The organism is Actinophytocola oryzae, assembly GCF_004364325.1.
GTDB lineage: Bacteria > Actinomycetota > Actinomycetes > Mycobacteriales > Pseudonocardiaceae > Actinophytocola > Actinophytocola oryzae.
The window spans coordinates 654597-667726 of the sequence record NZ_SOCP01000005.1 but is presented as its reverse complement, the minus strand read 5'-3'; the positions used below and the strand labels follow the sequence as shown (position 1 = coordinate 667726).

The window sequence follows — 13130 nt, the reverse complement described above, 5'->3', positions numbered from 1 at the left end:
CTCCAGGGACGCCGTCTCATGACAGTCCTCGCAGGACAAGCGAAGCAAGCGTTCCCCGGAGGTCCCGGCCATGAACGAAGGTAGTCCTATCAGCGGAACCTGCGGAGCGTTCCGGCGCATCGAAGCGGACGAGGTGGCGTCATGAGGCGCCGTGCCTACGCCGCACTGCTGCTCGCCGCCCTGCTGCTCGTGGCAGGGTGCGCGAACATCCCGGAGGAGTCGACACCGCACGCGGTGCGCGACGACCAGCAGCAGCCCACCGAGGCCGTCCAGCAGCCACCGACGCCCAACCTCAACGCGTTCGACCTCGTGCGCGAGTTCGTCCGCAGGTCCGGCAACCCCGACGCGGCCAGGCAGTACCTGACGGCCAAGGGCCAGTCGGCGTGGAAGAGCGAGGAAAAGCCGACGATCATCCACGACACGTTCGGCACCGTCCCGCAGCAGAACCAGGACCAACGGCAGTCCGGCGAGGACCAGGGCGGCGTCGAGGACACCCGCGTCACGGTGATACTGCGGGTGACCGAGCTCGGCCGCCTCGGCCAGGACAACGCGTTCATCCCGTCGATCAACGAGAACACGTACCGGGTCGGCGTCGTGCGGGACAAGGGACAGTGGCGCATCGACGTGCCGCCGGACCACGTGTACGTGCCACTGGCCGACTTCAACATCAGCTACCGGCCCGTCACCCTGTACTTCTTCGACCCGGACCTGCGCATCACCGTGCCCGACCAGCGCTACGTCGCCGCCGAGCCCGAGGAGGGCCTGCCGACGCGGGTGATCGCCGTGCTGCTCAGCGGCCCGTCGGACTCGATGCGCAGCTCGGTCGTCTCCCCGCTGAAGGGCGTCGGCGCACGCACCAACGTCGTGCCCGACTCCGACGGCACCCTGGTCGTCGACCTGGTCCCGCTGGGCGACAAGAGCGAGGAACAGCGTGAGCTGATCGCCGCCCAGATCGTCCTGACGATGCAGAGCGTGACCTACAGCAGGCTGCGCATCAAGGGCGACGGACAGGACCTCATCCAGGGCCACGGCGACTGGCGACCGGGTGACATCAAGCAGTACGACGCGTCGACCAAGCCGAGCCCGGACCAGCCGGGGCTGGTGAGCTCGGGCGGCAGACTGCGCACGCTGCTCGACGGCAAGTCGGTCCCCGGCCCGGCGGGTAACGGCGAGTACGACGTCGTGAGCGCGGCACAGTCCATCGACGGCGGTCAGCTCGCGGTCGTCACCCAGGTCGGCGACAAGCTCCGACTGCGGGTCGGCGCCTACGGCCAGCCGCTGCAGGAGATCAACCTCGACGCGACGACCATGACCAGACCCACCTGGCGCGTGTCCACGGCCGAGGGCCAGGACGCGAGCGAGGTGTGGACCGTCGAGGACGGCAACGTCGTCCGCATCGTCCGTGCCGGCGACGAGACCTGGAAGTCGGTCGAGGTCAACGCGTCGTCGCTGGACAGCTTCGGGCCGATCCGTGAGCTGCGCCTGTCCCGGGACGGCACCCGCGCGGCGATCGTCACGGCCAGCGGGAAGCTGGTCGTCACCGCCGTCGTGCGCGACAAGGACTCGGTGAGCCTCTCCCTGCCGCGCACCCTCCAGCCGAGGATGATCATCAGTGCCGTGGGGGTGGACTGGCTCAACCAGCACACCCTCGTCGTCGTGACCGGTCAGACGGACCTTCCGGTGCTCCGCCTGTCGGTGGACGGACTGATGATCGACACCTTCGACTCGAACAACCTGCAGTTCCCGATGCACTCGGTGACGGCGGCACCGGAGCGCGATGTCGTCGTCACCGACAACGCCGCGGTGCTCGTCGCTCCCGGGCTCGGACAGGTCTGGCGCCAGCTGCAGAACGGCCAGGGGTCGACCGCGATCCCGTTCTACCCGGGCTGACGGGCTACACGGCGATCACTTCCTTCGGTGGGAGGGTCATGGGTCCTTCCTTCAGGCCGTGGCGGTGAACGCCAGGACGGTCGTCTGTCTCGTGCCCGCCGCGGCCAGGGCGGCCACGCAGGCCACCGCGGTCGCGCCGGTGGTGATCACGTCGTCGAGCAGGACGGCTGACGGCGGACCGGGGCCCGAGGTCCGCAGCCGGCCACTGAGGTTGGCCACCCGGGCCCTCGGGTCGAGGCCGACCGAGTCCCTGGCGCGGCCCGACAGCCGCAGCACGGGAGCCACCGAGGCCTGGTGGCCCGCCCGCGTCAGGGCCAGCGCGCACGCGCGTGCCACCGCCACCATGTGCTGGCCGTAGCGGGCCCTGGCGGCGGACGGGCGCGACGGCGCCGGAACGAGCGTGAACGGCCCCGCCCGGATCGTCGGGAGGGCGGCGGCCAGTGCGCCACCGAGCACCCCGGACAGTCGGTGACGGCCCTTTTCCTTGTAGGCCAACACTGCCCGCCGGGCCGGGCCCGTGTACCCGGTCAACGCGTACGCATGGCGAAGGCCGGGGCGGGGTACCCGCACGACACCGAGCGAGCGGGCGCAGGCCGGGCACCACGGCGTGCCGGGGAGGTCGCAGCCTGCGCAGTGGTCGGGGAGGACGAGGTCCAGTATCGAACGCATGGTCGTATTGTGCCCGCGTCCACCGACAACCGCCTCCCGGGAGCCGCGCGAGGAACGGGTTGGTTGGACACACAAAGTGGAGTTTCGCCACGTGAACAGGGTTCATACCCCCGACCGGGTGAACTTCGGAGGGGAACTTCGATCATCGGAAGATCGTTGGGCGGGTATGTCAAAGGCGCTGAACCGACTGGAAAGTAGGCCCACTGTGCCTGGTCGGGACGGCGGAACGCGGTTCGTGTCTCCCGCGGGCGAGGCGCGGGGCGGGCGCGGGAACCGCGTCGCGCTCAGTAACGCTGGTGGGACCGGCAAGTTCGCCCCCCGCAGGGGCTTTTGCAAAGGCACAACGCGGGATAACGTCTCGGCATCAGCTTTCCCGGTTTCCGCAGGGAGGAGGCGAGCAGCCATGCCCCTGGCGCCGGAGGAGCGCTGAGGCGGGGAGTCCCCTCAAGCCCCTTTCTGGCCGTCCACCGACCAACATGGACCCCAGAACTGTCCGGCGCCGTTGTACACCCACTATCTCGCTGTTGGCGAGGGAGGTTGTGTATGGACATCGTCGTTAAAGGCCGCAACGTCGAGGTGCCCGACCACTACCGAGTGCACGTCGAGGAAAAGCTGACCAGGCTCGAACGCTACGACCGCAAGGTGATCCGTTTCGACGTGGAACTGTTCCACGAGCCCAACCGCAGGCAGTCGAAGAACTGCCAGCGCGTCGAGATCACGGGCAAGGGCAGGGGACCCGCCGTACGGGCGGAGGCCTGCGCCGGCGACTTCTACGCCGCACTCGACGCCGCCGTCGCGAAGTTGGAGAACCGTCTCCGCAAGCTCCACGACCGTCGCCGCGTCCACTACGGGCGCAGAGGCCAGACCTCGGTCGCGGAGGCCACCGCCTCCGCCGCCACACAGCTTGCCGCGCCACCCGCCACCAATGGGCGCGCGCAAACAGCGGTACTACCCGCGCGAACGGAGACGGAGCAGTCCACCGGTCTTCCCGAGGTGCCCGCGCAGCGCTGGGAGAGCGCAGAGGACGACGACCTGCCCGGCCGCATCGTCCGCGAGAAGGAGCACACGTCCACCCCCATGACCGTCGACCAGGCTCTTTACCAGATGGAGCTGGTCGGGCACGACTTCTTCCTCTTCCAGGACGCCGAATGCGGACAGCCGAGCGTGGTCTACCGCAGGAGGGGCTTCGACTACGGCGTGATCAGGCTGGTCTGACGCGAACCGCCTGAACACGCTCCACCGACACGCGAAATGCTCCCGAGTCGCAGGCTCGGGGGCTTTCGCATGCCCGAGTTGTCCACAGGCCTGGCGAAGGCATCGGCACTCCGCATCCGGGACGGCCTACGATGGGCACTGGGTGAATCGACTCGCCCAACACAAGCGCGCGACGATCCAGCTAGCGAGGTTGACCTGATGGTGCTGTCCCGGATACTCCGAGCGGGCGAGGGCAAGACGCTCAAGCATCTGAAGCGGATCGTCGACGAGGTCAACGATCTCGAGGACTCCGTCGTCGACCTGACGGATGCCCAGCTGCGTGCGAAGACCGACGAGTTCCGCAAGCGCTACGACGCCGACCGCGATCCCGACCTGCCGGAGGGCGAGTCCGACGAGGACGTCCTCGGCGACCTGCTGCCCGAGGCGTTCGCGGTGACCAGGGAGGCCGCGAAGCGGGTCCTGGGCCAGCGGCACTTCGACGTGCAGCTCATGGGTGGCGCCGCGCTCCACCTCGGCAAGGTCTCCGAGATGCGCACCGGTGAGGGCAAGACCCTGACCGCGGTCCTGCCCGCGTACCTCAACGCCATCTCGGGCAACGGCGTGCACGTGGTCACGGTCAACGACTACCTGGCCAAACGTGACGCGGAGTGGATGGGCCGCATCCACCGCTTCCTCGGTCTCGAGGTCGGCGCGATCCTCTCGGAGATGACCCCGGAGCAGCGCCGCCGCGCCTACCGGGCCGACATCACCTACGGCACGAACAACGAGTTCGGCTTCGACTACCTGCGCGACAACATGGCCTGGACGCTGGACGACATGGTGCAGCGCGGTCACAACTTCGCCATCGTCGACGAGGTGGACTCGATCCTCATTGACGAGGCGCGCACGCCGCTGATCATCTCCGGCCCTGCCGACCAGTCCTCGCGCTGGTACACCGAGTTCGCGCGGATGGCGCCGATGATGAAGAAGGACACGCACTACGAGGTCGACGAGCGCAAGCGGACCGTCGGCGTCACCGAGCAGGGCGTGGAGCTCATCGAGGACCAGCTCGGCATCGAGAACCTGTACGAGGCGGCCAACACCCCGCTCGTCGGCTACCTGAACAACGCGCTGAAGGCCAAGGAGCTGTTCAAGCGCGACAAGGACTACATCGTCCGCGACGGCGAGGTCCTGATCGTCGACGAGTTCACCGGCCGCATCCTGGCGGGCCGCCGCTACAACGAGGGCATGCACCAGGCCATCGAGGCCAAGGAGAAGGTCGAGATCAAGGCCGAGAACCAGACTCTCGCCACGATCACCCTCCAGAACTACTTCCGCCTCTACAACAAGCTCTCCGGCATGACCGGTACCGCCGAGACCGAGGCCGCGGAGTTCCAGGGCACCTACAAGCTCGGCGTGACCCCGATCCCGACGAACCGGCCGATGGTCCGCATCGACCGCTCCGACCTGATCTACAAGTCGGAGGAGGCGAAGTTCGAGGCGGTCGCCGACGACATCGCCGAGCGGCACGAGAAGGGCCAGCCGGTCCTGGTCGGCACCACGTCGGTCGAGCGCTCCGAGTACCTGTCGAAACTGCTGGTCAAGCGCCGCATCCCGCACAACGTGCTGAACGCGAAGCACCACGAGAAGGAGTCGGCGATCGTCGCCGAGGCCGGCCACCGGGGCGCGGTCACGGTCGCGACGAACATGGCGGGCCGCGGTACCGACATCGTGCTCGGCGGCAACCCCGACCACCTGGCGGAGAACCGGCTGCGTGAGCGGGGCCTCGACCCGGTGGAGACGCCGGACGAGTGGAAGGCCGCCCTGCCCGGCGAGCTCGAGAGGGCCCGCGAGGACGTGCGTTCCGAGGCCGAGGCGGTCCGCGAGGCCGGTGGGCTGTACGTGCTGGGCACCGAGCGGCACGAGTCACGCCGCATCGACAACCAGCTGCGTGGCCGCTCCGGCCGTCAGGGCGACCCCGGCGAGTCGCGCTTCTACCTTTCGCTGAACGACGAGCTGATGCGGCGGTTCAACGCGGCGTTCGTCGAGCGCGTGATGGTGACGATGCGCGTGCCGGACGACCAGCCGATCGAGGCGAAGATGGTGACCCGCGCGATCAAGAGCGCGCAGACCCAGGTCGAGCAGCAGAACTTCGAGATCCGCAAGGACGTCCTCAAGTACGACGAGGTCATGAACCGCCAGCGCAAGGTCATCTACGGCGAGCGCCAGCGGGTGCTGAAGGGCGAGGACCTGCGCGACCAGATCGAGAACATGGTCATCGACGTGGTGACCGACTACGTGCGGGCGGAGACCACCGCCGGGTACTCGGAGGACTGGGACCACGAGAAGCTGTGGACGGCGCTGAAGTCGCTGTACCCGATCTCGCTCAAGTGGGACGAGCTCACCGACCGGATGGAGGCCGACGGCCAGGACCTCACCGGGGAGCACCTCGAGGAGGTCATCGTCGAGGACTCCAAGCACGCGTACGCCGAGCGCGAGGCCGACATCGAGAGCAAGGCCGGCCCCGGTGCCATGCGGCAGCTGGAGCGTCAGGTCATGCTCACGGTGCTCGACCGCAAGTGGCGCGAGCACCTCTACGAGATGGACTACCTCAAGCAGGGCATCGGCCTGCGGGCCATGGCGCAGCGCGACCCGCTGATCGAGTACCAGCGCGAGGGCTTCGACATGTTTGCCACGATGCTCGACGCGTTGAAGGAGGAGTGCGTCAGCTTCCTGTTCAACCTGCCGGTCGAGCAGCGTGAGCCGGAGCCCTCCGACGCCGCCGCGTTGCCCACCGCCGCCGCCCAGCAGGCACGCGCCCAGCGGGCCGCCCAGGCAGCGCAGGCCGCTCAGGCCGCCCAGGCGGCGCAGCGACAGGCCGCCGAGGACCGGATCCCGCCGGCCCTGCGTGGGAAGGGGCTCGGTGGGCCCGCCCAGGAGCAGCAGCGGTTCACCTACTCCGGGCCCGCCGAGGGTGGCGGGGTCGAGTCCCGCGGCAACAAGAACGGGTCCGGCGACGGCGCGACCGGGGGCACCCGGCGCGACCGGCGTGCCGCGGCCAGGGATGCCCAGAAGAAGGGCAAGAAGGGCCCCCGGCGCTAGTTCCCACTGACGAAGAGGCGCCTCCACCGAAACGGTGGAGGCGCCTCTTCGTCGTGTGGGGGTCAGCCGACGCCCCAGCTCCAGCCCCAGTTGCCGTTGCCCGCGATGCCTATCTGCGACCACGGGTACCAGTTGGCCCAGCAGCCGTAGGTCAGGACGCACTGCTGGAGGTGGCGCTGCATCGTGGAGTAGCCGACCGAGGCGGGAAGCGGGGTCGCCGAGTTGGCCGTCAGTTCCTTGGCCTCGACGGTCGGGTCCGCGTAGACCAGCTGGTCGTAGCGGTTCTCCCAGCTGGTGACCGCACCGGCCTGGACGTCGATGCAGAATCCCGCGTGGTGCTTCCACACGAAGAGATCGAAGCCCAGGACCGTGTAGGCGGTCACCGTCACCTCGATCCAGTTGTCGCAGACCACCACGCCGCTGGCGATGGCGCCGGGGGCCTGTTTCAGGCCCAGCTTCGGGCTGGTGGCGGTGGTCACCGTCGTCCTGCTCGGGTCGGCCACCACCTTCGCCAGCTCGGGGTCGGCCTTGACCAGCGACAGGTCGGCCGCCGTGCCGGTGCCGGAGGTCACGCGGGCCGCCGCGGCCGCCAGCACTGGGTTCGGCGCACTCGCCGGGGCGGCAGGAGCCGTCGTGACCGCCGTCAGCATGAGTGCGGCCGTCGTCGTCAGCGCGATCAGTGATCTTCGGAGTATCGACATTGTTTCTCCCGGTGGTTGGTCACATCAAACAGCCGAGGTAAACGGGGTGGGGGAACAGTTCCGCCTATTCGGGGAACGTCACGGTCGTCTGTCGCGAACTCGCGAGTCGAACCATACGGATTCGGTTTGGACGAAATTTGGACGTCAGTTGGACGGCAGGCGAGCTGTTGTCAGGTTCGCCATCGCCGTTTTCGCCCGATCTTGTTCGTCCTTGTCACCGGTCTCGGTCGCGATGCGCAGTGCGGCCGTGTGGTGGGCCAGCGCTTCCGGCAGGCCTGCCGCGTGCAGCGCCTCGCCGAGGCTGTTGAGCACCGATGCCTCCCCGTAGCGGTGACCCGTCTCCCGGAACAGGAGCAGTGCCGCGTTCAATTGCTCCACCGCCAGGTCGTGCCTGCCGAGTCTTGTTTGGACGGTGCCAAGGTTCGACAGCGCGATCGCCTGTCCGTAGCGGTGTTTCATGTCCTGGAACAGGATCAGCGCCGCGTCCAGGTGCTTCTCGGCCTGCCGGTAGCGGCCGAGGTTCATGTCCGCGTCACCCAGGTTCGACAGCGCGGACGCCTCGCCGGTGCGGTCGCCGAGCTCACGGAAGAGCTGCGCCGCCTCCGTCAGGTACCGGGCCGCCTTCGCGTAGTTGTCCGGCCGGAGGCACAGGCCGCCGAGGTTCGTCAGCACCGCTGCGATGCCGTAGGGGTTGGCCAGTTCCCGGTACCGGTCCAGTGCCTCACTCAGGTGCCTGCTCGCGGGCTCGTACTGGCCGAGGCGGTCCTCGACGATGCCGAGGTTCGACAGGGTCCGTGCCTCGCCGTGCCGGTCGCCGGTCGCCCGGTGCAGTTCCAGTGCCTGCGTCAGGCGGTCCGTCGCCGGGTCGTACTGGCCCAGCAGCCGGTAGACCGCGCCGAGGTTGGTCAGTGCGTGCGCCTCACCTGCCCGGTCGCCGGACTCCTTCGCCGCACGCAGGCCAGAGGTGTGCACCGCCAACGCGTCCGCGTGGTGGCCGCCCTCCAGGTAGCGGTACAGCGTGTTCGCGAGGCTCACCGCGTGGCCGGCCAGTCCTCGGGTCGCCGCGTGGGCGCAGGCCGCCACGAGGTTGCGGCGTTCCGCGTCCAGCCAGGACCTCGGGTCCGGCGGGACCACCGCCACGGGCGGTGTCGTGCCCGTTCGGTGACGGCCTTCCTTGGGGTACAACAGATCCATCGCGGCGGCCGTCGTCGCCAGGTAGTGGTCCAGCAGGCGGACCATGCCTGCGGCGCGGTCCACGTCGGAGTCCATCGCCGCCGACAGCTCGACCGCGTAGGCACGCAGCAGGTCGTGCATGCCGTACCTGCCGTGGGAGTCCAGGACCACCAGGTGTGCTCGCGTCAGCCGGTCCAGCAGCTCGTGCGTGTCCTCCGGCGCCAGGCCCGCGAGCGCCGCCGCCGCGTGGACGTCCAGGTCCGCGCCGGGATGCCGGCCCAGCACCCGGAACAGGCGTGCCGCCGACTCGGGAAGGTGGCGGTAGGACCAGGACAGCACCGTCCGCACCGCCGCCCGCGGGTCGCCTCCCGCGTTCAGGAGCCGGAGCCTGCGCTGACGGTCCCGCAGCTCGCCCGCCAGGTGCGCCAAGGGGGTCACCGCGCGGGTCACGGCCAGCTCCGCGGCGACCCGCAGTGCCAGCGGCAGCCTCGCGCACTGCTCGACCAGGTCGCCCGCAGCCGCCGGGTCCAGTGCCGCTCGTTCGCCGACAAGTTCGTGCAGCAACGTCTTCGCGTCGTCGGGGGACAGTGGGGCCAGGCCGAGCCGGTGTGAGCCGTGCAGTGCGACGAGACCGGCCATGCTGTCGCGGCTGGTGACCACCACGAAACACGACGGGGTGCCCGGCAGGAGGCCGCGTACCTGCTCGACCGACGCGGCGTTGTCCAGCACCACCAGCATCCGGCGGTCGGCGATCTCCGTGCGGTACCTGGCGATCCGCCCGTCCTCGGTCAGCGGGACGCCGTGACCTGGCACGCCGAGCGCCTCCAGGAGCCGCGCCAGCGCCTCGGTGACCGGCATCGGCTGGTCCGGGTCGTAGCCGCGCAGGTCGAGGTACAGCTGCCCGTCGGGGAACCGGTCCCGGACACGTTGCGCCCAGTGCAGCACCAACGCCGTCTTCCCGACCCCCGCGGTGCCCGACACCGCGCAGATCGGCATGCCCGCCCCCGGCTCGGCCAGCAACCGGTCCAGCGCGGACAGCTCCGTGGCCCGGCCGGTGAAGCCCGCCACGTCCGCGGGCAGCTCGGCAGGCACCGGCGCCGCCTTCGGCCGCACGGCACGCGGTTCCTGCCGGACCAGCGTGGCGTGCACCTCCGCCAGGTCCTGGCCCGGGTCGACGCCGAGCTCCGTCGCGAGCGTGCGCCTGGTGGCGTCGTACACGGCGAACGCCTTGGCCCGCTGGCCCGCCGCCGCGTACACCCGCATCAGCGTGGCCGCGAGCGTCTCGTCCAGCGGCTGTGCGGCCGCCTCCTCGGCGACGGCCGCCGACACGTCGGCCGCGCGGCCGGTCTCGATCATCACCCGCGCGTACGCCAGCACCGCGTCCCGCCGCGCGGCCACCAGGGCGAGCACCGCGGGGTGCGACGAGAACGCGGGCAGGTCGGCCATCGGCGGCCCGTGCCAGAGCCGCAGCGCCTCCGCGAGCGCCGTCGCCGCCTGCTCGTGCCGGTCTGCGCGCTGCGTCTCGTCCGCGGTCCGCACGAGGCCGTGGAACCGCTCCAGGTCGACGTGGTCGGGCGGCACCCGCAGCGCGTAGCCCTCGCCGACCGTCGGCAGGCTCTGGCTGCGGGCGTAGGCGTCGCGCTCCGGGTCGAGCATCCGCCGAAGGTGCTTGACGTGGGTCTGGATGATGTTCGTCGCGCTCGGCGGTGGTCTGCTGCCCCACAACGCGTCGACCAACTCGGTCCTCGGCAGGGCACGTCCCCTGGCCAGCACGAGGAAACCGAGCACCGCACGACGGCCGGGTGGCCCGAGATCGAGCTCCCGACCGTTCCGCCAGGCCCGTACGGGCCCGAGCACCTGGACGCGCACGCGTACCCCCATGGCCGCCAGAACGACTCACCTTGGTAAGGCAGTCACACCACTGTCAAGCGACTCGTCTGCAAGCAACATCCGGGTACGGCGAATGGCGTCGGCACGTAGACAAACGGGAGGAATTGGTGAATCGGATTCGGCTTGACGCCTACAGCAGCTCCAGCAGGAACGGCAGCTCCTCCGGCGAGTACCACGCGAGCTCGTGGTCCTCCGCCTCACCGAGCGCGAACTCCGCGTCGGCGTCGCCGAGGTCGGCCGCGTCGATCGCGGCGGCCGCCGCCCGCACCGCCTCCTCCGCGTCCGAGGTGTCCAGGTGGATGGCCGCGACCTGCTTCAGCTGCACCGGCCCCGCGAGCTTGACCACCGCGTAGTCCAGGTCCGGTCGCAGGGTGGCGCCGTCGACGTCCGCCGACACCACGGCCCGCCTCGGCAGCACCAGCTCGGGGTCCAGCTCGAGGTCCGCCTCCAGCAGGCGAAGCGACGCGCGGGCCGCCTCGAGCATGGCGGCGTACTCCAGCTCCTCGGACGTGCCGGAGGCATAGGACTCGCGCAGCATCGGGGTCAGCGCGAACGCCGTGCCGTTCACCGCGGACAGCTCCCCCGCGGCGTTCAGCGTGCGCAGCAGCAACACCGTCGCCGGTATGTAGACCCTCACGGCAGTAGATCCTGACACACCCCGCGCCCGCGCACGTGACATGCTCTTCCTCCGTGGCAGGCCAATCACCGAAGGACCGGTTCGTGACCGTGTTCGGTCGCAAGCCCGTGCTGGAGGCGCTCGCCGACCGGCGGCTCGACGTGGACAAGGTCATCCTCGCCGACAACGCCAGGGGCGCCGCCGCGAAGGAGATCATCGACGCGGCGGGCGCGCGGTCCGTGCGGGTCGAGCGGGCGAGTGCGCACCGGGTGAAGGTGTTGGCAGGCAACGGCAAGCAGGACCAGGGCGTGCTCGCGGACGTCGTCGCGCCGCGCATGCGCAGGCTCGACGACGCACTCGCGAGGCGGCCTGCCAGGGTGCTCGTGCTCGACGGGGTCACCACGCCGGCGAACGTCGGCATGATCCTGCGGACCGCCACGGCGGCGGGCGTCGAGGGGATCGTCGTGCCGAGGCGTGGTGTGGCGAGCATCGACCCGCTGGTGGTGAAGGCCTCCGCGGGCGTGGCCTTCCACGCGCCGATCCTGCGCTGCTACACGGCCGAGGAGGCCTGCCGCGCGCTCCGCGACGCCGGTTACCCGCTGTACGCGCTGGCAGGCGACGCCCGCCAGTCGCTGTTCGACGCGCAGCTGCCGCGCCGGGCGGCCTACGTGCTGGGCGGCGAGACCGACGGGGTGAGCGAGGAGGTCCGGCGGCTGGTCACGGGCCTGCTGTCGATCCCGATGGCAGGTGGGGTGGAGTCGCTCAACGTGGCGAGCGCGGCGGCCGTGCTGTGCTTCGACCTCGTGCGCCGCGGCACTCAGTGAGCTGAGGCCTCGAGCACGATCTTGCCCGTCACCCCGCCCGCCAGCAGCATCCGCAGGCCCTCCGCGGCGTCCTCCAGCGGCAGCCGCGTCTCGATGGCCGGGGTCAGCGTGCCCGCCGAGACCAGCCGGTACACCTCCGGCAGCGCCCGGTTGAACGACGCGTTGGGCTTGACGTAGTAGAAGCTCGCCCTGCGGCCACGTGCCCGGCCGGCGAGCCTGCCCAGCCACCAGCCCGCGAAGCGGCCCATGGTCCGCACGTACGGCACCGCCCAGTGGTTGTCGTCCTTCAGGGTCGACGCGGAGCCGTAGTTGACCAGGATGCCGCCGTCTGCCAGCAGCGCGTACGACTGGGCGAGGCTGTCCCCGCCCAGGTGGTCGAACACGGCGTCCACGCCCTTCGGGGCGAGCGCGCGGACCGCGGCCGCGACGTCCTCGCGGTAGTCGATCGGCTCGGCCCCGAGCGCGCGGACCGCGTCGTGCTTGCCCTTCGACGCTGTGCCGAGCACCCGTGCGCCCGCCGCGACCGCGAGCTGCACCAGCAGCGTGCCGACGCCGCCCGACGCGCCGTGCACCAGCACGGTCTGCCCCTGCCGCACACGCGCGGTCTCGTGCACCATCTGCCACGCGGTCACACCGTTCATGGTCGCCGCCGCTGCCACCCCGGAGTCGAGGCCGTCCGGCACGGGGACCAGCCGGTTCGCGGGCACCAGCACGTGCGTGCGCCACGCGCCGGTCACCATCAGCGCCGCCACCCGGTCGCCGACGGCCACGCCGGACACGTCCTGCCCGACCGCCGTCACCTCGCCCACCAGGTCGTAACCCGGCACGAACGGGTACTTCGGCTGCATCGGGTAGCGGTGCCCCAGCATCTGCACCTCCGCGAAGCTCACGCCGCTCGCGAGCACCCGAACCCGCACCTGGCCCTTGCCGGGCCCCGGTGCGTCCGTGTCGTCGGTCCGCAGCATCTCGGGTCCGCCCCTGCCGGTCAGCACGATCTCCATCGTCCCGCTCCTTCTGTTAGAGGTTCTAACTCTAATTAGAGGGTGTTAGACTTCGGTTGTCAAGCGGACG

General features: G+C 70.3%; 9 protein-coding genes. 4 read left to right on the top strand and 5 right to left on the bottom strand.

The genetic code is table 11. The annotated features are described in order from the left end of the window. Positions 1-141: 141 nt before the first annotated feature. Positions 142-1890, top strand: a complete 1749-nt coding sequence (locus CLV71_RS17770; RefSeq protein ID WP_133903853.1) for an LpqB family beta-propeller domain-containing protein — start codon at positions 142-144, stop codon at positions 1888-1890. 51 nt (positions 1891-1941) lie between these two features. Here CLV71_RS17770 and CLV71_RS17765 read toward each other — a convergent pair whose 3' ends face one another. Further along, positions 1942-2559, bottom strand: coding sequence for a ComF family protein (locus tag CLV71_RS17765; RefSeq protein WP_133903852.1), 618 nt, complete (start codon positions 2557-2559; stop codon positions 1942-1944). Positions 2560-3102: 543 nt separating this feature from the next. Here CLV71_RS17765 and hpf point away from each other — a divergent pair. Together hpf and secA are read left to right on the top strand one after the other, a co-directional pair. After that, positions 3103-3774: a ribosome hibernation-promoting factor, HPF/YfiA family gene (gene hpf, locus CLV71_RS17760; RefSeq protein ID WP_133903851.1), complete on the top strand. Its 672-nt coding sequence runs from the start codon at positions 3103-3105 to the stop codon at positions 3772-3774. A gap of 198 nt (positions 3775-3972) precedes the next feature. Next, the gene (gene secA, locus CLV71_RS17755) at positions 3973-6855 is read left to right on the top strand and encodes a preprotein translocase subunit SecA (RefSeq protein WP_133903850.1); all 2883 of its coding nucleotides are present in this window, start codon (positions 3973-3975) and stop codon (positions 6853-6855) included. A 62-nt stretch (positions 6856-6917) separates the two neighbouring features. Here secA and CLV71_RS17750 read toward each other — a convergent pair whose 3' ends face one another. From CLV71_RS17750 to CLV71_RS17740, 3 genes are all read right to left on the bottom strand, one after another. Continuing rightward, on the bottom strand, positions 6918-7556 hold the full coding sequence (locus CLV71_RS17750) for a hypothetical protein (protein ID WP_133903849.1): 639 nt from the start codon (positions 7554-7556) through the stop codon (positions 6918-6920). 144 nt (positions 7557-7700) lie between these two features. Then, positions 7701-10610: an AfsR/SARP family transcriptional regulator gene (locus tag CLV71_RS17745; RefSeq protein ID WP_133903848.1), complete on the bottom strand. Its 2910-nt coding sequence runs from the start codon at positions 10608-10610 to the stop codon at positions 7701-7703. 139 nt (positions 10611-10749) lie between these two features. Continuing rightward, positions 10750-11256 carry a DUF6912 family protein gene (locus CLV71_RS17740; RefSeq protein WP_133903847.1) on the bottom strand — a complete coding sequence of 169 codons (507 nt, stop codon included), beginning with the start codon at positions 11254-11256 and terminating at the stop codon, positions 10750-10752. 83 nt (positions 11257-11339) lie between these two features. Here CLV71_RS17740 and CLV71_RS17735 point away from each other — a divergent pair, with 83 nt between their 5' ends. Next, positions 11340-12059 carry a TrmH family RNA methyltransferase gene (locus CLV71_RS17735; RefSeq protein WP_243866533.1) on the top strand — a complete coding sequence of 240 codons (720 nt, stop codon included), beginning with the start codon at positions 11340-11342 and terminating at the stop codon, positions 12057-12059. Here CLV71_RS17735 and CLV71_RS17730 read toward each other — a convergent pair. Beyond that, entirely contained in the window at positions 12053-13060 is a 1008-nt protein-coding gene (locus CLV71_RS17730) for a medium chain dehydrogenase/reductase family protein (protein ID WP_133903845.1), read from the bottom strand. The genes CLV71_RS17735 and CLV71_RS17730 overlap by 7 nt on opposite strands. Positions 13061-13130 lie beyond the last annotated feature (70 nt).

What these genes read in the sequence shown, in the direction of transcription:
- CLV71_RS17770 (WP_133903853.1), top strand. Translation starts at nt 142, where the DNA reads ATGAGGCGCCGTGCCTACGCCGCACTGCTGCTCGCCGCCCTGCTGCTC.
- CLV71_RS17765 (WP_133903852.1), bottom strand. Translation starts at nt 2,559, where the DNA reads ATGCGTTCGATACTGGACCTCGTCCTCCCCGACCACTGCGCAGGCTGC.
- hpf (WP_133903851.1), top strand. Translation starts at nt 3,103, where the DNA reads ATGGACATCGTCGTTAAAGGCCGCAACGTCGAGGTGCCCGACCACTAC.
- secA (WP_133903850.1), top strand. Translation starts at nt 3,973, where the DNA reads ATGGTGCTGTCCCGGATACTCCGAGCGGGCGAGGGCAAGACGCTCAAG.
- CLV71_RS17750 (WP_133903849.1), bottom strand. Translation starts at nt 7,556, where the DNA reads ATGTCGATACTCCGAAGATCACTGATCGCGCTGACGACGACGGCCGCA.
- CLV71_RS17745 (WP_133903848.1), bottom strand. Translation starts at nt 10,610, where the DNA reads ATGGGGGTACGCGTGCGCGTCCAGGTGCTCGGGCCCGTACGGGCCTGG.
- CLV71_RS17730 (WP_133903845.1), bottom strand. Translation starts at nt 13,060, where the DNA reads ATGGAGATCGTGCTGACCGGCAGGGGCGGACCCGAGATGCTGCGGACC.